The sequence below is a fragment of the Kitasatospora sp. NPDC032757 genome (genome assembly GCF_055579305.1).
In genome coordinates, this window is record NZ_JBVINN010000026.1 from 67,459 (window position 1) to 91,379 (window position 23,921).

Below are 23,921 nucleotides of genomic sequence, written 5' to 3' on the forward strand. Positions count from 1 at the left end.
TACACGCCGGGCCGAACATCCGCTCCGCCGAGGGGCACTTGTGGAAGGAGGCGGCCGTTCCGCCCGCGCCGGCCATACGCGGTCTCCGCTCATCGGCAGGCACTGAGTCCGCCTGAACGAGGAACAGCCCGGCGACCCATTGTGGGCGCGCCGCTGATAGGCACACCAGGTGTCCGCAGTCCGAGCGGCGCACCCGTCGAGTAGTCATTCATCCCCTCGCGCCCGCCGCCGGGCCGGTGAGTTGTTTTCTCACGCCTCCCCAACTGTCCTCCAATCAGAGGAAAGAGCTGGCTTTGCCGACGATACGCACCTCCCCTTCGACCACCAGCAGCCACCGCGACGGGTCACGGCACGACTCAGACGAATCGGCGGCGGCCCGCCGGGACGAACCGCAGCCGCTCTCCTTCGCGCAGCAACGGCTCTGGACGCTGGCTCAGCTGACCGACGCCGGCGAGGCCTACAACGAGTCGGTCGTCCACCGGCTGCGCGGGCCGCTGGACCATGGGGTGCTGGCCCGGGCGCTGGACACGATCGTCGTTCGGCACGAGGTGCTGCGGACCCGCCTGGTCCCCACGGACGGCGACGTGCACCAGTGGATCGATCGGCCGGGCATCGGGTACCCGCTCCTGACGGACGATCTGACCGGTGTCCCCGATCCCGAAGCGCGGCTGGCCGCCCTGCAACGTGCGGAAGCCACCGCACCCTTCGATCAGGCCAGCGGCCCGCTGGCCCGTGGCCGCCTGGTCACCTTGGCCGCGGACCATCACGCGTTGCTGCTCACGATGCACCACACGGTGTTCGACGGATCGTCCATGGACGTCATGATGCGCGAACTCACCGTGCTCTACTCGGCGTTCCTCCGCGGCGACGACGACCCGTTGCCACCGTTGCCCCTCCAGTACGCCGACTACGCCCGCCGCCAGCGCGAGTGGATGGACAGCGAGGAGCAGACCTCCCAGGCCGCGTACTGGCAGCAGAACCTGGCCGGTGCCCCGCCCTTGCTCGAACTGCCGACCGACCGGCCTCGCCCGCCCGAGCAGAACTATCACGGCGGCCGGGTGGCGATCACCCTGGACGAGGAGCTGACGGCCGGCCTGCGGACGCTCGCGCGGCGGCACGGCGGCACCCTCTTCGTCGCCGCGCTGACGGGCTGGTCCCTCATGCTGTCGCGGCTGGCCGGAGAGACCGACATCGTGGTCGGCGTACCGACGGCGAACCGCCGCAGCCGTGATCTCGCCGGACTCATCGGTTTCTTCGTCAACTCCCTGGCCGTGCGGGTCGACCTGTCCGGTGCACCGACGGTCTCCACCGCACTGGGTCGGACACGCGCCGCCGTCCGTGGGGCGTTGGACCACCAGGACCTGCCGTTCGAGCGTGTCGTGGAGTTGGTCAACCCGCCGCGCAGCAACGCCCATTCGCCGCTGTTCCAGACCATGTTCGCCTGGCAGCCGTCGCGCAGCGGCCTGTTGGACCTGCCGGACGTCGAGGCGGAGCCCCTCGAAATCCCCTTCGCCGCCGCCAAGTTCGACCTCGCCCTGTCGCTGGCCGAGGAGAACGGCCGTCTGGTCGGCCATCTCGACTACGCCACCGCCCTGTTCGACCATGACAGCGCCGAACGCTATGCGGGCTACCTGCGACGAGTGCTGGCCCAGATGGTGGACGAGCCCGACGTGCAGGTCGCGGAGCTCGCGCTGATGGACGCGGACGAGCGGCACCGGCTGCTCACGGACTGGGACGCCACCCAGGGCGCCGAAGCCGTACCGCCCTCCGGGCTGGGCGGCCTGATCGAACGCTTCGAAGCGCAGGCGCGGGCCCGCCCGGACGGACCGGCGCTCGTCTGTGCCGGTGAGCGAACCGACTACGCCACGCTGGAGCGGCGCGCCAACCGGTTGGCGCACGCGCTGATCGCGCGCGGGATCGGACCCGACCAGGTGGTCGGCCTGCACGCCGGACGGTCCACGGAACTGGTCGTGGGTGTCCTCGGCATCATCAAGGCGGGTGCCGCCTTCCTCCCGCTCGATCCCGGCCAGCCCACCGAGCGGCTGACCGCCATGGTGGCGGACTCCGCGCCGGCCCTGGTACTGAGCACCGCGACCTCCAAGGACGGCTGGCAGGACCTGCGCACGGTCGAGGCGGAGGGTGTACGTGACGACGCCCCAGCGATCGCGGTCGGCCCGTCGCACCTGGCCTACGTGCTTTACACCTCGGGCTCCACCGGCCGCCCCAAGGGCGTCGCGGTGACGCACGGCAGTGTGCTCAACCTCTTCGACACCTGGCTCGCCCGGTTCGGCGCGACACCCGGTGAGGCGACTTCCGCGTGGTCCAGCATCGGCTTCGACGCGACGATCCACGAGATCCTGCTGCCGCTCACCACGGGTGCCGTGCTGCACGTCGTCCCCGACGACCTGCGCGCCGACCCCGAGGCGCTGATGGAGTGGATGCGCCGGCACCGCATCGTGCAGGCGTTCCTGCCTCCGGCGTACATCCGGTGGATCGACGAGGCACCCGAGGAGCGCCTGGCGGGTCTCGCCCTGCGCCAGCTGCTGACCGGCGTGGAGTCCCTCCCCGAGATCGCGCTCCACCGCATGACACAGGTGCTGCCCGGCCTGCGGATCTGCTACGGCTACGGCCCCACCGAGAGCACGCTCTACTGCACCTTCTACACCGACCCGCAGCCCCTCGACCGACCTTGCCCGATCGGCCGGCCGCTGGGCAACACCCGCCTCTACCTGCTCGACGAACGGCTCCAGCCGGTGCCCGCCGGGGTCACAGGAGAGGTCTGGACCGGTGGCGCCGGACTCGCCGCGGGCTACCTGAACCGGCCGGACCTGACGGACGAACGGTTCCTCCCCGACCCCTTCGTACCGGGTGAGCGCATCTACCGCACCGGCGACCTCGCCCGCCGACTCCCCGACGGCAACGCCGAGTTCCTGGGCCGCCGTGACGATCAGGTCAAACTGCGCGGCTTCCGGATCGAGCCCCGCGAGGTGGAGGCGGCACTGCTGGCCGTGTCCGGTGTGCGCGAAGCGGCCGTCCTCGCCGACCGCGACGAGGCCGGCGAACTGCGCCTGGTGGCCACCATCGGCCGGGGCGGCGCCGAGCCGAGGCAGCCGCACGAGTGGCGCGCCGCGCTGTCCGAGCGGCTGCCGGACTACATGATTCCCGCGCTCTTCGTCGAACTGCCCGCGCTGCCGCGGGGCCGCAGCGGCAAGCTGGACCGCGCCGAACTACTGCGGCAGGCCCGGGCGGCCGTCCCTCGGCAGGTCAACACGGCCACCCCGCGCGACCACGTCGAGATGGCCCTCTACCGCATCTGGAAGCGCGTGCTGCTGCACCCCGCGATCGGCATCACCGACAACTTCTTTGAGATCGGCGGCACTTCGATCTCCGCCATCAAGGTGGCGGCCGCCGTCCGCGAGGAGTTCGGCGACACCCTGCCCATCCGTGACGTCATCGCGCACCCGACGATCGAGACGCTGGCCAAGCGCCTGCGCACCGGCGCGGCCCGGCAGCGGAGCGGCAGCCTGATCGAGTTCCGTGCGGGCGACGGACGCCGGCGGGTGGTCTGCGTCCACCCAGCCGGCGGCACCGCCTTCTGCTACCTCTCGCTTGCCGCCGCGCTGCCGGAGGAGATCGGCGTGTACGGCATCCAGTCACCCGGCCTGGACCCCGGCGAAACGCCGCTGCCCACCGTCGAGGCCATGGCGCGGCACTACCTGGAGCTGGTCGGGCCGCGCGCGGACGAGTCGCTGGTGCTGTGCGGGCTCTCCTACGGCGGACTGGTCGCCCACGAGATGGGACGGCTGCTGGCCGAGGCCGGGCACCCCCGGTTCAGCGTGGTCCTGCTCGATACCCGTGGCACCGACGACCCGCAGGAGCGGGCCGCGATCGAGCCCGTCGAGGCGGCGGACTTCCGCGAGAAGCTGGTCAGGTTCAACGGGATGTACCCGGGCATCGAGGACGACCAGATCGACCGGTACTTCCGGATCTACAACCACAACCGGATGTCCGCCCGCGATTACCTCGTGCCGCCGTCACCGGCCCGGCTGGTGTTCGTCCAGGCGTCCGAGGGAGGGGGGGACGAGGCGGCAGAGCGCGAAGCCCGCGCGTTCTGGCAACGGCGCGCCGGCGACGGCCTGTTGGTGGAGCCGGTGGGCTGCGGCCACTGGGACATGCTGGAGAGCGACGCGGTGCCGCGGATCGCGGAGCTGATCGAGGCGGAACTGCCACGGGTGCCGGACCCGGCCTCCCCCCTGCCGTCGGTGTCCTCGACCGGCGACCTGCACGCCGTGCGGGAGGCGTGATGCGAAGCACTGCCGAACCCGCCACCGCACCGCCCGTCACCGGCCTCGCCCAAGGCGTGCACGCGTGGGCGCTGCAGACCCCCGGCGCGCTCGCGCTGATCGACGGCGACCAGCGGCTCGACTACGCCGCCCTGGACGAGGCCGGAACGGCGGTGGCCGACGGGCTGCGCCGCAGCGGAGTCCAGCCCGGCCAGGCGGTGGCGGTCCACCTCCCCCGCTCCTGGCAGCTGGTCTGCGCCATGCTCGGCGTCCTCCGCGTCGGCGCCAAGGTCGTGCCGCTCGACGCGCAGAGCCCGCCGGAGCGCCGTCGTCACATCCTGACCGACTCCGCCGCCGTGGCACTGATCCACGCGGAGGCAGCGCCCGAGGACCTGCCGGAGGGCGTACGCCCCCTCCCGGCAGCCGCCCTGCTCGCCACCTTGCCCGGCCAACACCCCACGCCGGAACCCATGTTCACCGGAGCGCCAGTCTCCTTCCTCTTCTACACCTCCGGAACCACCGGCCTCCCCAAGGGAGTGGAGGTGACGGAGAGCGGCGTGCTGCGGCTGGCCCGCCCGGGGTACATCAAGCTGGAGCAGGGTGCGCGCTACGCCTGCATGTCCAACCCCGCGTTCGACGCGCTGAACTTCGAGGTGTGGGCGCCGCTGCTGACCGGCGGCTGCTGCGTGATCATGGACGACGCGGACGTCCAGACCCCGCACCGGCTGGCGGCCGCACTGCTGCGCGAACGGATCGACACCCTCTTCGTCACCGTGGCACTTTTCAACGCCGTGGTGGACGCCGTCCCCGGCTGTTTCGCCGGCGTGGGGCAGGTGCTGGTGGGCGGCGAGCAGCTCAACGCCCGCCTGATACGCCGCTGGTACCGTCACAACGCGGACAGCCTCACCCGCTTGCACAACGTCTACGGCCCGACCGAGACCACCACGTTCGCGCTCTACCACCCCATCCCCCGGGACTTCGGCGCGGACGTCGTCCCGATCGGGCGCCCGCTGCCCGACACGCGGGCGGTCCTCGTCGTGCCGGGTACCGACCGGGAGGCCGCACCCGGCGAGGTCGCCGAACTCCACCTGGCCGGAGCCGGTCTGGCGGCCGGCTACCGCAACCTGCCCGAGGAGACCGGACGGCGTTTCGTCCGGCTGCCCTGGTACGACGACGGCCGTGACCTCCACTACCGGACGGGCGACCTGGTCCGTGCCGACCCCGACGGCGTCGTGGAGTACGTCGGACGCGCCGACCGCCAGGTGAAGGTCCGCGGCTTCCGGATCGAACCCGGCGAGCTGGAACGGCAGATCGTCAAGCACCCGGCCGTGCGGCAGGCGTACGTCTGCACCCGCCGCGACGGCGAGTACGGCCCGAACGAGCTGCTCGCCTACCTCGTGCTCGACGGCGAGCTGACCTTCGAGGAGTTCGACCGCCACCTGGCGAGCGGGCTGCCCGCCTACATGCGGCCCCACCACCTCTATCTGCTCGACGCGCTGCCGCTGAACGCCAACGGCAAGGTCGACCAGGCCGCGCTGCTGGACCGCGACGACCGGGCCTGGCGACGGACGAACGGACGGGGCACCGCCGCGACCGCCTGGCAGCGTGAGGTGCTGGAGCTGGTGGCGGAGGTCCTGGGCATGCCCGACCCCCGGCTCGACGACGGCTGGACCAGCGTCGGCGGCGACTCGCTGAAGGCGCTGCGGCTGCGCTTCGCGGTCAGGCGCCGCTGGGGCTGCGACCTGCCACAGTCCACCGTCCTACGAGGGGACTTCGCCTCGCTCGCCAAGGCCATCGCCACCGCCCGCGCCTCCGGACAGGCGCACTATCCCGTGCCGACCGGGCCCACCGAGGCCCGCACCGCCCCGGCGACCAGCGAGCAGCAGCGGCTGTGGCTCTTCCAGCAGCGCTCACCAGGCTCCCGCGCCTACGACGTGACCACCGCCGTGCGGATCAACGGTCCGGTCGACGCGGCGGCTCTCCGACGGTCGCTGCGACGCCTGGTGAACCAACACCCGGCGCTGCGTACCGGGTTCGAGGCGACGCCCGAGGGCCTGCGCCAGGTGGTGGGCGAGCCGTACGACCCCTGGACCGACCCCGGCACCAACACGCCCGACGACGAGAACGGCCAACGGGCTTTCGCCGAGGCGTTCTTCGCTCCTGCCTTCGACCTGGCGCGGCCCCGGATGCTGCGCGCCTGCTGGCTGCCGCAGGACGGGGGCGGCGTCCTGCTGCTCCACCTGCACCACATCGCCGTCGACGGCTGGTCGCTCAACGTGCTCTTCCGCGACCTGTCGGCCGGGTACGAGCCCGCCCTGAGCGGCGGGAACGGACCGCCCCGGGCGCAGCCCACGCCCGCGCTCACGCCGCTGGACTTCGCACACTGGCAGGCCGAGTGGTCCGACCACCCGGGATACCGCGCGCAGCGCGCCGAACTGCTGGCCCACTACACCGGGTTGGACGACGTCGCCGAGCCGCTGCAGCCGAGCCACGCCCGCCCGTTCTCCGAGGGGCGGCTGCTGCACACCACGCTGGACGTCGTGCGCCGCGCCCACGTCGACCGGCTCTGCAGCGAACTGGGCCTGACCCGTTTCCAGTTGCTGCTGGGCGTCTTCGCCTGGAGCCTGTACGCCGTGACCGGCCGGACCAGGCTGCGGGTGGCCGCTCCGGTGGCCAACCGGCCGGTGCAGGAGTTCGAGGCGGGCGTCGGCATGTTCGCGAACACCGTGCTGCTGCCGCTGTCCCTCACGCCCGGTGAGGAGCTGCGCAACCAACTGCGACGCCTGGGCGCCGGGGTGCGCGAGGTGCTGGACCGGCAGGACGTCACGCTGTCCGACGTGCTGGCCGACCTGGGCCCAGCGGCGGGGAAGTCGCCGTTCGACGTCCTCTTCGTCCAGGAGAACACCGACTTCGGGGCACTGGCCCTGCCATCCTGCGCCGCCCGCCCGCTGTGGTGGGCGCCGGCCGAGGCCAAGTGCCCCATGACCCTGTTCGTGGTTGAGCACGCCGGTGACCTGGACTGCGTGTGGGAGTACGCCGCCGACCACTTCGACGCCGCCCAGGTCGAGGCGATGGCCGGGCTGTTCCGGCGCGGCCTGGACCTGCTCGCCGCCGACGAGCCCGCCACCGTAGCCGAGTTGGCGGCTCCCTACCGCAACAGCCTGCCGCAGCACGGCGACGGCCCGACGGCGGAGTTGACGTACACGACCGTGGCCGACGGCTTCGCCCGGCAGGTCGCCCGGACCCCGGACGCAGCCGCCCTGGACGACGGTCTCCGCACGCTGAGTTACGCCGAACTCGACGCCCACGCGGCCGCGCTCGCCGTCGAACTGCGGTCGGCGTGCCCGGCACCGGACGAGGACGACCTCCCGCGCCGCGTCGCGTTGTACTTCGACCCCTGCGTCGAGCACGTGGTGGCACTGCTGGCGCTGGCCCGGCTCAACCTGACGATCGTGCCGCTCGACCCGTCCTACCCGCCGCACCTGCTGCGGCTGATCCTGAAACAGGCGGAGCCGCTGTGTGTTCTGCTGCCGCCGGGCGGTGAGGCGGCGTTCGACGCCGTCGACCCGGGCGGCGTAACGCGACACGCCGTCACGCTGGCCCCCGTAGGCACTCCCGCGCCCGCTCTTCCTCCGCACGACGGCATCCGGCCGCTCTACACCCTCTTCACCTCGGGCTCCACCGGGACTCCCAAGGGCGTCCAGGTGTCGGACCGGACCCTGTGCAACCTGCTCCAGTGGCAGGCTGAGGCGGGCGGCCTGGGGGCGCCCGCCGTGACCCAGCAGTTCTCCGCGCTCTCCTTCGACGTCTCCTTCCAGGAGATCTTCGGCACGCTCTGCGGAGGCGGCCGCCTGCACCTGGTGCGGCCCGGCTGGCGGCAGGACGGGCCGGCCCTGTTGGCGCAGCTGGAGTCGGCGGGGGTGGAGCGCGTCTTCATGCCCTACGTGGCCCTGCAACTCCTCGCCGAGCACGCCGTCCACCTCGGTCGTTACCCCGCTCGGCTGCGTGAAGTGGTCACTGCAGGGGAGCAGTTGGTCTGCACCGAGGCCATTCGACGCTGGTTCGCCGGCCTGCCGGGTGCCCGTCTCTTCAACCACTACGGCCCGACCGAGACGCACGTGGTGAGCAGCCTGTGCCTCGAAGGCGACCCCGCTCACTGGCCGGATCGCCCCGCCATCGGCCGACCCGTGGCCGGCGCCGTGCTGCGGGTGGTGGACGAGGCCGACCAGGCCGTCCCGGCCGGCTGCCCCGGCGACCTGCTCATCGGTGGCACGATGGCCGAGCGCTGCTACCTCGGCGAGGACGGACTGGGCGACGGGCGTTTCGTCGAACTGCCGGGCCTGGGGCTGTTCTACCGCAGTGGCGACCGGGCCCGCTTCGACCGGCAGGGCCTGCTGCACTACCTGGGCCGCGACGACCAGCAGATCAAACTGAGCGGTCACCGGCTGGAGTTGGGCTCGATCGAGGTGGCCCTGCTGCGGCACCCGGAGATCGTCAACGCCGTGGTGGCGCGCGACGGCAAGCTGCTGGTGGCCTGCTTCCAAGGTCGCGGACGGACACCCACGGCCGGGGAACTCACCGCCCACCTGGCCGCGTTGCTGCCCGCCTACGTACGGATCGACCGCTTCCGGCGTCTGGAGACCCTGCCCCGCACCCCCAGCGGCAAACTCGACCGCGCGGGAGCCCTGCGCTCCCCCGGTGAGGAGCTGCACGGACGTACGGGTGGCGCGCCCGTACTGTCGGAGCGCGAAGCCCGGCTGGCCGAGGCGTTCGAGGCGGTGACCGGCGCGGCCATCGGCCCCGACCGTTCCTTCTTCGACGCGGGTGCGTCCAGCCTGACGCTGATGCGCTACCACCTGTACTGCACAACGGAGTTGGGTCTGCGCTTCACGGTCGCCGAGCTGTTCGAGCACGTCACCGTACGACGGCTGGCCCGGTTCCTCGACGGACCCGGAGGCTCGACCGGTAGCACGGTGGGCACGACGGGTGCTCGGGCCGAGGCCGTGGCGGGTGACGAACCGATCGCGATCACCGGCATGGCCGTACGGCTCCCCGGCGCCCCGGACCTGGCCGCCTTCTGGGAGATGGTGACCGCCGCCGGCCGGGGCATCGAGCACTTCGACGCGGCGGACGGCCTGGTCGGGGCGCGCAGTCAGCTGGACGGACCGCTGGACTTCGACCCGGACCACTTCGGCATCAGCCGCTACGACGCCCGACTGATGGACCCTCAGCAGCGCCACCTGCTGATGGCCTGTACACAGGCGCTGGCCCATGCCGGAATCCACGATCCGTCGTCCGGTCCGCGAGTCGGCCTGATCGCCGGGGCGGGTGAGAACACGTACTTCCAGGCCATGCTGCGGGAGGCCGACCCCGGGTGGCTGCCCGACGGCTTCCGGATGGCCCTGCACCACGAGAAGGACTTCCTCGCGACCAAGGCCGCCTACCATCTCGGGCTGACCGGCCCGGCCTTCACCGCCCAGGCGGCCTGCGCGAGTTCGCTGGTCGCCGTCCATCTCGCCGCGGGCTTGCTCCGCCAGGGCGACGCCGAGGTCATGCTCGCCGGCGGTGTGCTCGTCGACCCGGCCCTGACCGGCGGCTACCGCTACCAGCCCCAGCACATCTTCTCCGTGGACGGCCACTGCCGGCCCTTCAGCGACGACGCGAGCGGCACGATCGGTGCCAGCGGCGTCGGCGTGGTGGTGCTCAAACCGCTGCGGCTCGCCCGGCGCGACGGCGACACCGTCTACGCGGTGATCACGGGCTCCGCGCTCAACAACGACGGTTCCGGAAAGCTCAGTTACAGCGCACCCTCACTCGCCGGCCAACGTGAGGTGATCCGCGCCGCCCTGCGCCGCAGCGGTCGCACCGGCGCGGACCTCGCCTACGTCGAGGCCCACGGCACCGGCACCCGCCTGGGCGACCCGGTCGAGGTCGACGCCCTGCGACAGGCGTTCGGCGTCGCCGATTCCGGCCGCTGCGCGCTGACGTCGGTCAAGAGCCAGATCGGCCACCTGGGTGCCGCCGCCGGTGTCGTCGGCCTGATCCGCGCCACCCTGAGCGTCCACCACGGCCTCATCCCGCCCAACGTCGACTTCCACGCCCTCAACCCGCACATAGCCGCCGACCCGACTCCCTTCTACATCCCTACGACCGGCCACAGTTGGCCGACCGACCGTCCCCGGGTGGCAGCCGTCAGCAGCTTCGGCATCGGCGGCACCAACGCCCACGTGGTGCTGGAGGCGCCCGCGCCGACGGTCCCGGCGTCCGGCGCCACGGTGACCGCCCCGGACGGCTGCCTCGTGCTGTCCGGCAGCAGTGCGGCTGCCCTGCGTACCGACGCCGCCCGCATCGCCGACTACCTGGCCGTCCGCCCCGAGGCCTACGGCGAGGTGCTGCGGCACCTGCAGGCGGGCCGGCCGGCCCGGCAGTGGCGGCTGGCAGCAGTCTGTCCCGACGCGTCCGCTGCGGTGGAGTGGTTGCGCACGGCCGTACCGGTCGCGCCGGTGGGAGCGGACGTGGCGTCCGTGCCGACTGCGGGCCGTACGGCGGGCGAGTTGGCCGACGCCTGGGTGGACGGGTGTGAGATCGACTGGCCGCAGGGTCCGGCACAGGCACCGTGGGACTTCCCGCCACCCGCCTTCGGGCTGGCGGCGTACGACTTCGAGCGCGCCACAGCTACGGCGCCCCACCCTGGGCCCGAAGGTCCACAGCGGCTCGCGGAAACCGACTGGCTGAGCCAGCCTCACTGGGTGCGGCTGCGCCGCGCGGCCACCACAGGCGGCCCTCGCAGGTCCGCCGTGCTGGTGGTGGTCACGGACGGCCCGGCACCCGCTGAAGCGATCCGGGTGTTCGAGGCAGCCTACGCCCGGGTCGTCCGGGTGAGCGCGACCGACGCCTTCGCCCGGCACGGGGAGGAGGTCTTCGAGGTCGATGCGACCGACCCCGCTTCGTTGCGCCGACTGCTCGACGTGGTGACCGCACAGGCGGGACAGCAGGGTGTCGACTGGCTGCACGCGCTGCCCCTGGGCGTCGCGGGCCCGGTCGGCCCGCGCTCCGTGAGGCAGGCCCGCTGGGCGTGCGTCGACGCGCCTGCCGCCCTCGTCCAGGCGCTGGCCGGGATGCCGGGATCACCCCAAGTGCGGCTGTGGTGGCTCTCGTACGGAGCCAGGCCCGTCGAAGGAGCCGTCGAGCGACCGGAGTCGGGCCTGCTCGCCGGAATCAACGAGGTCGCTCCGCAGGAGACTCCCGTGGACGGTCGCTGGGTGGATCTGCCGAGCGCCGCCCTGGCCGACTGGGCGGCGACGCTGACCGCCCTGCTCACCGGGGACGGCATCGGGCGCACCAGGCAGCTGGCCCTACGGCAGGGCTACTGGTGGCAGCAGGTCACCTCCCCGGTAGCCGTGGCCGAGGCGTTCGCTCCGGCGATCCCGCAGGGGGACGGCGTCCACCTGGTGCTGGGCGGTACTGGCGGTATCGGCGCGAGCGTGGCGGCCTGGCTGCTGGAACAGACGGGGGGTCGGGTCCTGCTGCTGGCCAGACGGCCGCAGCTGCCGGTCCAACTGGCCTGCTGGGCCGACCGGGTGGACCTGATCGAGGGGGATCTCGCCCAGGAAGCCGGGGTGGAGGAAATCCTGCGGCGCGTGGGCGGCCGTACCGCGCGGCTCGATAGTGTGGTCCACGCCGCCGGTGTCGGCACCGGCGGCCTCATCGTCCGACGCGACGCCGCAGCGACCAGCCAGGCGGCCAAGCTCAATGGCGCGCTGCTGGTCGAGCGGCTGATCGAGCAGTACGCACCGGCTCTCGCGGTCTACTGCTCCTCCATGTCAGCCCTGCTGGGCGGGGTCGGCCAGCTCGACTACGCCGCTGCCAACGGCCTGCTCGACGGCTTCGCCCACCACCGGCCCGGCGGCACCGGGACGGGTCCGCAGGCCACCGCGCGGCTCGGCATCGCCTGGGACGTGTGGCGGGAGACGGGTATGGCACTGCGCGCGCCCGCCACGGACGCCCGGCACCAAGCCCATCTGGCGACCGGCCTGACGGCCGACGAGGGGAAGCGGGTGTTCGCCCGCGCCGTGGCTCTCCAGCTACCCCAACTCCTGGTCTCCACCACGGACATCGAGAAGTCTCGGGTGTTCTACACCGTCCCCGCCCCGGCTCCGACCGCCCTGTCCGCCACGACGGCCGAGGAAGCCCTCTCCCCCGCCGACGTCCTCACCGACCGGCTCCGCGAGTGGCTGGGCGTCGAGCACATAGACCCGGATGAAGCCCTGTACGACCTGGGCGCCGACTCGCTGACCATGCTCGACCTGATCGGCTCGGTCAAACAGCACTTCGGCGTCGAACTCGAACTGTCCCGGCTGAGCCACCAGGTCTCCGTCAACGAGATCCTGACCCGGCTCGATGAGGCCGCCCCGCGCGGGGCGGGCGAGGCGGACGACGTGACGGTGGAGATCTGGCAGGAAGGTACCGGGCGCGACGTGCTGTGCCTGGTGCACCCGGTCGGTGGCGACATCCAGGCCTACCGGCCCCTGGTGTCCGCGATCGACCGGCGGCTGACCGTCTGCCTCATCGCCGACCCCGCCCTGCGCCGGACCGGCCCGCACCAACCCGCCCCGCCCGCGTGGCCGCTGGCCGAACGCGCCCGCCGCTACCACGCCGCGCTGCACGGACACCTCGCCGACGGCACGCGGCGCCTGTACCTGGCGGGCTGGTCCTTCGGCGCCTGGGCGGCGATGGGCATGGCGGCCGAGGCGGAGGCCGCCGGCCGGCCGGCGCAGGGGCTCTACCTGCTCGACCCGCCCGCGCCCGGCTCCGGCCCGCTGTTCCAGGGCTACGACGAGACGCAGCTAGAAGCGGTGTTCGCCCATGAACTCGGCGACAGTGGCGCCACGTTCACCGACGAAGCGAAGGCGTACGCCGAACGGCTCACCCAGTGCTGCCGAGCCAACCTGGCGAGCATGGCCGACCACGAGCTACCGCAACTGTCTGCCACGCCAGGCCAATTGTGGCTGGCGGAACAACCGGTGGAGGGACTTCCCCACCAGGGCACGCCGGACGAGCAACTGGCGCTGTGGGAGGAGCACTTCCCGGCGCCGAGCAGCCGGCACCGGCTCGCCACCACCCACTACGGCGTCGTCCGGCCGCCGTACGTGCACGCGGTGGCGGCCGCGATCAACGCGGCTCTGGACGAGGTGCCCGAGCCCTCATGACGCCTCGGCCCACCGTCCGCACCTGCCCGGCCGTCACCGGCCGCCCCACCATCGGAGACGCACTGCCGTGAGCCCAGCAAACCCCTACCAGTCACTGCCGGCTCGCTCCTTCTGGCGCCCGGCCGTGGCCGAGCCCGACCTGCTCGCCATCGACGGCCTCTGGACACCGAAGTTCGCCCTCGGCCAGGACGATCCCGTCCTGACCGCCGGCTCCTGCTTCGCCGCCCACATCGGCCGCGCCCTGCTGGAACGCGGCATGAACTGGTACGACGCCGAACCGGCCCCTCCCGGGCTGACCGGGGAGCAGCGGAGGAACCGACGCTACGGCCTGTTCTCGTTCCGCACCGGCAACATCTACACCCCCGCCGTCCTGCACCAGTGGCTGTCCTGGGCCTTCGGCCACACCGCCGCACCCCGCACGGCGTGGACGGAGGACGGTCGGCACTACGACCCCTACCGCCCGGCCGTCGAACCGGACGGCTACGCGTCCGCCGAGGAGATGCTGGACGCCCGGGAGGCGACCCTCGCCGCGATCCGCCGTGGCATCACCACGGCGAGCTGCCTGGTCTTCACCCTCGGTCTGACCGAGGCGTGGCGGGACCGCGCCGACGGCACCACCTACCCGGTCTGCCCCGGTACCGTACGCGGCACCTTCGACGCCGATCGGCACGTCCTCCACCACGCCACCTTCGACGAGGTGCACCGCGACCTGCTCGCGGCCATCGCCGTTGCCCGCTCGGCCAATCCGGACCTGCGGATCCTCCTCACCGTCTCGCCGGTCCCGCTCACCGCGACCGCGACGGGCGAGCACGTGCTGAGCGCCAACAGTTACTCCAAGTCCGTCCTGCGTGCGGTCGCCGGGCAGCTGGCCCGGGACCACGCCCACATCGACTACTTCCCGTCGTACGAGCTCATCACCGGAGCCCCCTTCAAGGGCGCCTGGTACGAGCCGAATCTGCGGACCGTCACCCCCGAGGGCGTCGCCTTCGTCCTGCGCCACTTCCTGGCCGCGTTCGGCGCGCCCGGCCCTGCAGCTCGACCGTCCCTGACCCCCACTGCAGGACCGGGAGGAGACCCCTGTGAAGACGCCGTCCTCGACTACTACCGCCCCCGCTAGGTTCCTGCTGCTCGGCGACTCGCACGCCGGCCCGATCGGGCGGGCCGCTCGCGCGGCCGGCCTGCCCTTCGAGGGCGGACCGCTCGGTGCCGGGCGGGAGTTCATCGCCGACTTCTTCGAACCGCGCGACGCGGACCTCGTGTTCCGCACGCCCGAGGCCGAGCAGCACTACCGCGGCTTCCTGTCCGGGTTGCAGGTGACCGGTCTCGGAGCGGTCGCGGTACCGGTGGTCTCGACCCTCGGGCTCAGCGTCCACTTCGTCGCCACCGCCGACAACTGGCAGCTCTACCGGGGCCCGCACGGTCTGATGCCCGGCTTCCTGTCCAGCGCGCTGTTCGCCGACATCGTCCGCGCCTCGGTCCGCGCCGCACTGGCCTTCTACAGCCACGCACTCAGCCTGGGCCTGCGGGTGCTGGCCGTGATGCCACCGCAACGTGTACCGGCGCACGCCGACCCCCTGGTCTTCATGGCGGCACAGGACGTCGTCCGGGAGGCGCTGACCGGCCTCGGCGTCGAGATGGTCGACCTGCGGGCCCGGACGACCGACGAACACGGCTTCCAGCGGCCCGAGTTGTGCGAACCCGACGACGCGATCCACGGCAATCTCGCCTTCGGCCGTCTGATCCTGGCCGAACTGCAGGAGCGCGGCCTGTAGTTCTTCCATCCCCGACCCGAATCCCCCTCACCCCACTCAGGAGTCCCCCATGGAGCAGTACGAACTCGACGCCGTCAAGCAGCTCACCACGAGGCCCGCGCGGAAGTACCGGACCATCGAGGTGAAGTCCCTCACCCCGGTCATCGGCGCCGAGGTGACCGGCATCGACCTCTCACAGGAACTGCCGGAGGAGCAGCTGGCGGAGCTCAAGTCCGCCTTCCTCGACCACCACGTGCTGGTCCTGCGCGACCAGATCATCACGGCCGAGGACCACAAGCGCCTCGCCGCCCACTTCGGCGAGCTCCGCCCCGTCAACCCGCCTCCGGTGGACGCCGATCCGTACATCCTGGAGATCAGCACCACACCGGAGGCCGAGAACGTGGCCGGCAACGGCTGGCACGCCGACGGCACCGCCGACGCCGAACCCTCCCTCGGGTCGATGCTCTACATCACCCGCATCCCGGAGGGCGGCAGCGGCGGCGACACCCTGTTCGCCAACATGCACCTGGCCTACGAGATGCTGTCCCCGACCATGCGGGAGCTGCTGGACGGTCTGACCGCCGTGCACGACGGCCGGATCGCCTTCCAGGGCTACACCCCGCCGGCCGACTACGTCATCCCGAAGAGCGAACACCCGCTGGTGGTGCGCCACCCGGAGACCGACCGCAAGATCCTCTACGTCAACCGGGCCTACACCGGGCGCATCCCGCAGCTGTCCGCCGAGGAGAGCCGGGCGCTGCTCGACATGCTCTTCAAGGTCATATCCGAGCGCCCCCTGCTGCACTGCCGCGTCCGCTGGACCCCCAACACGCTGGTCTTCTGGGACAACCGCTGCGTCCAGCACCACGCGACGTACGACTACCACCCCCTCACGCGCTACGGGCAGCGCGTGGCGATCAACGGCGGCCCGCTGATGGGCTGAGGCGGCCCGGGGAGTTCGGTCCGCCGCTCACCGTCAGGCCCCCGCGACCCGGGCCAGACTGTCGGCGAGGCCGTCGGCCAGCCGCGCGCCGACGTCCCTCGTCTGCGTCCGGTCCTGCTCCGCGTGGGCCCGGACGACGGCCCGGACCCGCGCGGCCGGGTACGTGGCGGCGTAGGCCGCCGGGTCCGTGGCCGCCAACGCGCTTGCCACGGCCGGGGCGTTGGCGAGGACGTTCGCGTCGGCGTGGGCCCGCGCGTTGGCCTCGGTGTTCAGCTCGGCGTAGCTCGCACCGTACGCGGCGGCCTCGGCCTCGCCGTAGCCGTTCGCCAACGCGTACGCGCCCGCCGCCGAGGCGGCCGCGGCGTAGGCGTCGGCATAGGCGTAGGCGTACCCGTACAGCTCCCGCAGCGCGGGCCGGAGCTCGGCGGTCCAGGCCGTCTCGCCGATCCTCTCGCCGTTCGACGCCCGCTCGTGCAGGTCCGCCACGGCCTGATGCCGAGCGGCGACCCCACCGCGCCGCTCGCTCGCCTCGACCAGGACCGGCTGCACGCTGCGGTGGTGCCAGTCGTGGACGACGCCGAACGGCACCTCCCCGTCCAGCCGCACCAGCTCAAGGTGCACCCGACGCGCCCAGTCCCTCGCCGCGTCGGCCTCCATCGCCTCGAAGAGCGCTTCCCCCACGCCCCTGAGCCACTCGGGTCCAGCCGCAGGTCCGTCGGCTCCGAGGGAGGAGAGGAAGGCCTCGAACGTCTCCCGTTCCGTGGCGGCTTCAGGTGTGGTCATGGGCGCGACTCCTGGGCTGGTGATCTGCGGGCCGACCCGGCGAGTGCTGAGCCGTGGTCAACTCCCGAGGGGTGAGTAAGCCGGTGATCATTTTATGAGTCGCGCCGAGTTCTGTGGAACCTCTGCCGCCAGGCGGGCGGTCAAGTCCCCTGGCCTGGGCGGCCGTGGACTTGTCGAACAGCCTGTCATTTGCGCAAACCCCAGGCGCAGCAGCTACGGTCCGCGTCATTCAACCAGGCTCTCGGCCGGCGTCGAGAGGCCACCCATCTCGCAGCGGATGAACGCCAACTACCGGGCACAAGGGGCCTTGTGGGTGGCAATCAGGTCGCGGTACCAGGTGTAGGAGGCCCTCGGGGTGCGCTTCTGCGTGGCGAAGTCGACGTGAACCAGGCCAAACCTTTGATGAAACCCTTCAGCCCGTCGAACGGGCTGTCATCGCGTCCGTCGCCCTCGGCCGCGCCACGGCGGGTCGAGGGCGACGGTGCGCCGGTCGGGGTCCGTGGCCGGTGGCACCGACCCGGCCGACGCCGAGCCTGCCGACGCCGCCTCAGACCGCCAGCCGGCCGGCCGGGGCCCACGAGACGGACGGGGTCGCGATCAGGATCTCCGCCTCGTCGGAGGTGACCGGCCGGGAGAACAGGAAGCCCTGGCCGAGCGGGCAGCCCATCGAGATCAGCAGTTCCTGCTGGGTCGGGTTCTCCACGCCCTCGGCGATCACCTTGACGCCCAGGGTCTCCGCCAGATGGGTGATTCCCTCCACCAGAGCGTACTGCTGCGGGGAGCGTCCCAGTTCGTCGACGAAAGACTTGTCGATCTTGAGGATCGAGATCGGGAACTCGCGCAGATAGCTCAACGAGGAGTAACCGGTTCCGAAGTCGTCGATCGCGATCCGGATGCCCAGATCGGTCAGGCTCCTCATCACGGTCCGGATACGGTCGTCGTGCCGCATCAGGACGGTCTCGGTCAGTTCGAGGATCAGGTTCGACGGCTCGATACCGGACAGCTCCAGCATGTGGTGGACCTCTTCGAGGAACCCGTCGTCCCGGAACTGCCGCGGTGAGACGTTGACGCTCACGTACGGCCCGGTGCGCAGCGCATCGCGCCGCGGCGTCGGCAGCTCCCGCCAGCGGACGGCCTCGGCCGCCGCCTGGCCGAGCACCCAGGCGCCCAGCGGGACGATCTGGCCGCTCTCCTCCGCCAGGGTGATGAACTCCTCGGGGAACACCATGCCGCGCGAGGAGTGCGGCCAGCGGACCAGCGCCTCGAACCCGGCGATCTCCCCGGTGGTGAGTTCCACGATGGGCTGGTACAGCACCACGAACGACGATTCGACGGACGCGTTGTCGAGACTCTCCTGGAGCTGGTGCCGCTCGGCCATACCGCTCTGGAGGACGGGCTGGTACCCGCGCCACTGGCGCTTGCCGGCCGTCTTCGCGGCATACAAGGCCAGGTCGGCATGGGTCAGGAGCTCGACCGAGTCGATGCTGTCCTCGGTGGTGGCGATGCCCACACTGGCGTAGACGCTCACCGGCCCGACGCTGAGGCGGAACGGCTCCGCGAACACGCTGATCACGTGGTCGGCGAAGGTCTCGACGTCGCCGGGCGTCACCGAGTCCTCGACCAGCAGTGCGAACTCGTCGCCACCGATGCGGGCCGCGGTGTCGGACGCCCGGACGGTTGACGACAGGCGCAGTGCGACGGCAACCAGCAACTCGTCGCCCACGCTGTGCCCCTGCATGTCGTTCACGACCTTGAAGTCGTCGATGTCGACGAAGAGCACACCGACCACGGCGCCGTCGCGCTGGCTCTGGGTCAGTGCGTGGGAGACCCGGTCCTGGAACAGCACTCGGTTCGCGAGGCCGGTCAGCGAGTCGTGGAACGCCCGGTGGGTGAGCTCGCGTTCGAGCATGCGCTGCTCGGTGACGTCCCGGAGGGTGAGCACGATGCCACCGACCGTCGTCTCGGCCCTCAGGTCGCTGCACCTGACCTCGACCTCGATGACCGCGTGGTCGATGCGCGTCATCCGCCAGTGCTCGCGCCTGCCCTGGTAGTCCCGGACCCGCATCTGCGCGAGGCTCTGGACGACCCCGCCGGTGTCCTCCGCAGCGATCATCTCAGTCAGCCGCATTCCCTCCAGCGAGGGATGTCCGAGGATCTGGTCGGCCGACGGGCTGGCGTACAGGATCCTGTCCTCGTCGTCGAGGATCAGGATGACGTCGGACGAGTTCTGCACCAGCGTCCGGAAGTAGGCCTCACTCTTGCGCCGGTCGACCTCCTCGCTGAGGGCGATCCGTTCGATCGCGAGCGCGGCCTGGGCCGTCAGCGTGACCAGCGAGTCCTGCAGGACGACGAGCCGCTGCTCGTCCCCGGCCACGATCAGCGCCCCGATACCGGGGTCCGCATGGTCGTCCTGCGGCGTCTGGTCCTCCGGACGATCCGGCACGGCCAGCGGGCACACCAGGACACTGTGTGCCTCACCGAGTTCCGCGGCGAGCTCCTGGTCCAGGTCGGCGCGGCTCACCAGACGGGCCTCGCTCGTCTGCGTCAGGGCGTGCACGGCCCGGGCCGTCTCCACGGACGCCGCGCGGCGCTCCCCGTTCTCGAAGTCGAGCAGCAGGAGGATGTCGGCGTCCTTGATGGCGAGCAGCGCACTGAGGTTCTGGGCGTCCGGCAGCAGCGACGCGACGGCGGCGCGGATCGCGGCGGCCGCGTCCCGGATCTCGGTGGCGGTCCCCAGCGACGCCACGGCGACGCGCAGGACCCGTTCCCGGCCGACGGCCTGCCGATGGGTCGCCGCGACGCCCGCCAGCCGGTAGAGCACCAGCGCGAAGAGGATGGCCGAGAAGGCCCCGATGACGCCGACGTTCGCGATGACCCCCCGCGCCGCCTGCAGCAGGAGCACGGCCGGTGCGATCAGTGAGGCGAGCGTGAGCAGGCCGAGGCGGCCGGGCGCGGTGTCGGCGCGCCACCTGACGGGTTGGGTCAGTGTCACCATGGAGGGGTGGATGGCCGCGGCGCCCCAGGCGCCGTAGAACAACGCCCAGCCCAGCTCCACCGCCGAACCCGTGTGCCACGTTCCGTGCAGTTGGATGAGCGCATACAGGACGTCGGAGGTGAGCAGACCGACCGTGCCCACGGTGAGCAGCACCAGTGCCGGGCTCTTGCCCCCCCGGGGGGCGAGCAGGCGCAGCAGCATCGCCAGCACGAGGATGTCCCCGAGTGGGTAGGCGACGGAGATCGCCTTCTGGAGCCAGGTGAGACCGGCGACGTGGGTGTAGGGCACGATCAGGTAGATCCAGGACAGCAGGGCCAGGCCGGCCGTCAGGGTCAGCGCGTCGATGAAACTGGCCCGGTCGCGTCCGGCCGAACGCCAGCGGACGAATCCCAGCAGCCCGACCGCGTACAGCACGTACGTCGCCAGGTAGAAGGCGTCGGCGGGAGACGGGAACGGGTTCTCCTCGTGCAGGAACTGGATGAGGACGATCTGGGTCGCCTCGCCGGCCGCGAAGCTGAAGTTCGCCGCGGCTAGCACCAGCCAGGGCAGCCTGTGTGACGGACGGTTGACGGCGACGCCGACGAGCATGCTGGTGACACCGGTCAGCCCGATTCCGACGAAGATCAGCCGTTGGCCCGGGAACGCATAGTAGAGGGCCGTGAGCAGGGCCACCGTCACACCGAACACGATCATCAGGGGGACCCAGCGCCGTTGGGTATTCAACCCAGCCACCTCCGACGCGTCGCGTTGAGGAATCCTGAGGAAGCCCGAGACCGTTCGGGCACTCGACACCAGTGACGCGGAGCCGGAGAAGGCCGCCTCGCAAGTGGAGGGGCAGTGGAACGGCAGGCTCCGCCTTGAGGCTCTTGGCCAGACATTTCGGCGCAAATCTTCTCCCAGTATACCCAGTTCGCAGGATTCACACGTTCACGGACAGTGGCCGCCGCCCCGCTCCGGCCAGCTGCCGGCGAGGGGCCGTCGCCGTGACGCTGCGTGATGTCCGCGCCGGTGATGCGGGGCCCGCCGGTGCCGGATCGGGGCAGCCGTGAAGAACTGGGCGGACGTCAACGTCCACGGCGACGGCACGGACCGATTCCGGCGCCCGCGTCCCGTGCCCGGCCTTCAGCCGGTCGAGCGGTTGGAGACGGGTGTCCCTGGTTTGCGATCTCGTGGTGTTCGTTCTTGGCTGGAGGTGTCCGGTCCCGCGACCCTCCGCGTGCCGGTCGTACCCCAAGGCGGGTCCGGCTGTTCCGAGGTCCCGACCCGCCGGTTAGGAGGGCGTATGGGCTGGCTCCGTGGCCGGTGGAGCCGCCGCGCCTGTATCTGGCCGGCGTTCCTGGTGGCCTGCACCGCGATGATCGTGGCGTTCGCGCTCATGTCCTCCTCCGTCCGCTACGTCCTGCCCGCGACGCTGTCGGTGGCGACGGTCCCCGCGATCGTGGCGGGGGTGCGCATGAACCGCCCGGCCACGGCAGTCGCGTGGTACGTGCTGGCGGCGGGCATGGTTCCGTACGCCGCGGCGGACGTGGTCTGGGGGGCGTACCAGGTGCGGGAAGAGGAGGTGCCGTTCCCGGGGCCGGTCGACGGCCTGTACCTCGTCGCCTATCTCCTCTTCGCCGCCGGTCTGTTGATGCTGGCGGGGCGGCCGACCGGCCGGGCGCACTGGGCGGGCGTGCTGGACGCGGGGATCGTCACGCTGGGATTCGCCACGCTCTCCTGGATCTTCATCCTCGGCCCCTACGTCCGCAGCGGGCTGCCGCCGGTGCCGCTCGCGGTATCGGTGGCCTATCCGGTGGCCGACCTGGTACTGCTCTGCCTGGCGGTCCGTCTCGTGCTGACGACCGGCTCCCGAGGCCCGTTCTTCCTGCTGCTGATCGCCTGGCTGGTCACCACGCTCGGTGCCGATGCCCTCTACTACGGCACGGTGGCGACGACCGGGAGCGCGATCGCGGAAGGCGTCTCCGAGGTGGGCTGGATGATCTCCTACGCCTGCCTGGGCGCGGCGGCGCTGCACCCCTCGCTCGCCGGGAAGATGAAGTCGCCGGGGAACGGAGAGCTGACCCTCTCCCACCCCAGGCTGGCGGTCCTACTCGCACTCGCCCTGATGGGACCGGCGATCGTGGTGGGCGACGTGCGAGGGGTCCGCGACGACCCCTCGCACGTCGCGGTCGTGGTGGGCATGGTGGCCGCTCTCGCGGCACTGCTGGTGCTGCGCGTCAGCTTCCTGGCCCGCTACGCCCAGGCCAGGGCGACCGAGGCACACAGGCGGGCCCGGGACCTGGAGGCGTCGCTGCGCAAGCAGTCGGTGCTCCAACAGCGGCTCAGCCACCAGGCGTTCCATGATCCGCTGACCGGCCTGGCCAACCGGCTGCTGCTCGGGGACAGGTTGGAGCACGTGGTCCACCGGCGGCCGGTCCCGCGCTCCGTGGGGCTGCTCCTACTGCTGGACCTGGACGGCTTCAAGCACGTCAACGACACCCTCGGGCACCCGGCCGGTGACGAGTTGCTGGTCGCCGTCGCGAACCGGCTGACGGGCGGCGTGCGCGGCCGCGATCTGGTCGCCAGGCTGGGCGGCGACGAGTTCGCCGTACTGGTGGACGAGCTGAACGACAACAACCCGGGCGAGTACGCCGATCGGATCCTCGGACAGTTCAGGGACCCGTTCGTCATCACGGATCACCGTTCGATCCACGTGACCGCGAGCGTGGGCGCCCGGCTGATCCGGGAGCCGACCGGAGCGACGGACGCGCTGCGTGATGCCGATGTCGCGCTCTACGTGGCCAAGGCGGAGGGGAAGAACCGCATGGTGCTCTTCGAGCCGCACATGCGGGACACCTCCCAGGACCACGCCCAACTGGCCGAGCCTCTGCACAACGCGCTCAACCGCGACGAACTCCTGGTGTACTACCAGCCGGTGGTCGATCTGGTCACGGGCGAGGTCACCACGGTGGAGGCTCTCCTGCGCTGGGCACGGCCTCAGGGCGGCCTCGTCCAGCCCGACGAGTTCATCCCGGTCGCCGAGGAGACGGGGATGATCGTGCCGATCGGCGCCTGGGTGTTGCGGCAGGCGTGTCTTCAGGCCCGCCGCTGGCACGAGGCTCTCCCCTCCCGGCGGGAAGTCGCGGTCATGGTCAAGATCTCCGGCCCCCAGCTCCGGAACCCGGGGTTCGCCGACACGGTCTCCGACGTCCTCCGGGAGAACGGGCTGCCGGCCGGCTCGCTGGTTCTCGAAGTCAGCGAGCGCACTCTCAGTGCCGACGGGACGGCCGCCGCCGCCCACCTCGGAACACTCCGCGACCTGGGTGTCCGCATCTCCGTCGGCGGCTTCGGCTCCGGAGCCGTCCTCGCCTGCCTGCGCGACTTCCCCGTCGACATCATCAAGATCGACCAGAGCTTCGCGCGGAGCGCCGACACGGCCCGGGACGACATACTCGTGCGGACCATCGTCGACCTCGGCCGCAACCTCGGCCTGGACATCGTCGCCGAAGGTGTCGAGACCGCCGAGCAGGCCGGACGCCTTCGCGCCCTCGGCTGCCCGTGGGGCCAGGGCTTCCACTTCGGCCGGCCGATGACGGGTCGGGTGATGGAGTGGTACCTCCTGGCGCGGGCGAGGGGCATGCCACAGCCGAACGCATGACTCCCGACGCTCTGCCCGTCCGCCGGCTCCGGACGGCTCCGCCGGTCGGGCACCGGCCGCGAGGGCGCCGGCCGGTCTCCCAGAAATCCTGACGGACCGTAGCCGTGCGCACCGTCCGTAACGGGTGACGGCACGCCCGTCCCCGCAACCCCTGCCCTGGGTGCCGGTCATCGCCGGTCGCGGGGTAGCAGAGCGTCAACATGGCAGGCCCCGCGACGCAGCCGGTGCACCCAGCCCCGTGGCCTCGGCCGTAACTCTGCGTCAAGCGCCTCCGCGAACCGCCTGCGGCACGTGTCGCACACCCCACCGAGCGCTCCTAG

General features: G+C 71.7%; 8 protein-coding genes and 1 pseudogene. 6 read left to right on the plus strand and 3 right to left on the minus strand.

Annotated features, from left to right (window positions below; genetic code table 11):
• Positions 1–293 precede the first annotated feature (293 nt).
• The 5 genes from ACZ5WK_RS25815 (at position 294) to ACZ5WK_RS25835 (ending at position 16,186) form a co-directional block, all read left to right on the plus strand.
• Positions 294–4,304: a non-ribosomal peptide synthetase gene (locus tag ACZ5WK_RS25815; protein ID WP_465550494.1), complete on the plus strand. Its 4,011-nt coding sequence runs from the start codon at positions 294–296 to the stop codon at positions 4,302–4,304.
• Positions 4,304–13,492, plus strand: a complete 9,189-nt coding sequence (locus ACZ5WK_RS25820) for an amino acid adenylation domain-containing protein (protein WP_465550496.1) — start codon at positions 4,304–4,306, stop codon at positions 13,490–13,492. The genes ACZ5WK_RS25815 and ACZ5WK_RS25820 overlap by 1 nt, the downstream gene beginning before the upstream one ends.
• Positions 13,493–13,559: 67 nt before the next feature.
• Positions 13,560–14,609 carry a GSCFA domain-containing protein gene (locus ACZ5WK_RS25825; protein ID WP_465550498.1) on the plus strand — a complete coding sequence of 350 codons (1,050 nt, stop codon included), beginning with the start codon at positions 13,560–13,562 and terminating at the stop codon, positions 14,607–14,609.
• Complete coding sequence (locus ACZ5WK_RS25830) at positions 14,572–15,264, plus strand: hypothetical protein (protein ID WP_465550500.1); 693 nt, start codon at positions 14,572–14,574, stop codon at positions 15,262–15,264. Before ACZ5WK_RS25825 ends, ACZ5WK_RS25830 begins: the two co-directional genes overlap by 38 nt.
• A gap of 49 nt (positions 15,265–15,313) precedes the next feature.
• Complete coding sequence (locus tag ACZ5WK_RS25835; protein WP_465550502.1) at positions 15,314–16,186, plus strand: TauD/TfdA dioxygenase family protein; 873 nt, start codon at positions 15,314–15,316, stop codon at positions 16,184–16,186.
• Between the two features lie 33 nt (positions 16,187–16,219).
• On the opposite strand, the gene ACZ5WK_RS25840 is transcribed toward ACZ5WK_RS25835, so the two are convergent.
• The 3 genes and pseudogenes from ACZ5WK_RS25840 to ACZ5WK_RS25850 form a co-directional block, all read right to left on the minus strand.
• Positions 16,220–16,969: a SpcZ gene (locus tag ACZ5WK_RS25840; protein WP_465550504.1), complete on the minus strand. Its 750-nt coding sequence runs from the start codon at positions 16,967–16,969 to the stop codon at positions 16,220–16,222.
• Positions 16,970–17,257: 288 nt separating this feature from the next.
• Positions 17,258–17,386 (minus strand): annotated as a pseudogene (locus ACZ5WK_RS25845) (family 1 glycosylhydrolase); the annotation flags it as partial.
• Between the two features lie 130 nt (positions 17,387–17,516).
• A complete protein-coding gene (locus tag ACZ5WK_RS25850; RefSeq protein ID WP_465550506.1) occupies positions 17,517–20,687 on the minus strand; it encodes a putative bifunctional diguanylate cyclase/phosphodiesterase in 3,171 nt (1,056 codons plus the stop codon).
• A 559-nt stretch (positions 20,688–21,246) separates the two neighbouring features.
• Here ACZ5WK_RS25850 and ACZ5WK_RS25855 point away from each other — a divergent pair.
• Positions 21,247–23,601, plus strand: a complete 2,355-nt coding sequence (locus tag ACZ5WK_RS25855) for a putative bifunctional diguanylate cyclase/phosphodiesterase (protein WP_465550508.1) — start codon at positions 21,247–21,249, stop codon at positions 23,599–23,601.
• Positions 23,602–23,921 lie beyond the last annotated feature (320 nt).

Coding starts and splice junctions, on each gene's coding strand:
- ACZ5WK_RS25820 (WP_465550496.1), top strand. CDS start 4,304: ATGCGAAGCACTGCCGAACCCGCCACCGCACCGCCCGTCACCGGCCTC.
- ACZ5WK_RS25835 (WP_465550502.1), top strand. CDS start 15,314: ATGGAGCAGTACGAACTCGACGCCGTCAAGCAGCTCACCACGAGGCCC.
- ACZ5WK_RS25840 (WP_465550504.1), bottom strand. CDS start 16,969: ATGACCACACCTGAAGCCGCCACGGAACGGGAGACGTTCGAGGCCTTC.
- ACZ5WK_RS25855 (WP_465550508.1), top strand. CDS start 21,247: ATGGGCTGGCTCCGTGGCCGGTGGAGCCGCCGCGCCTGTATCTGGCCG.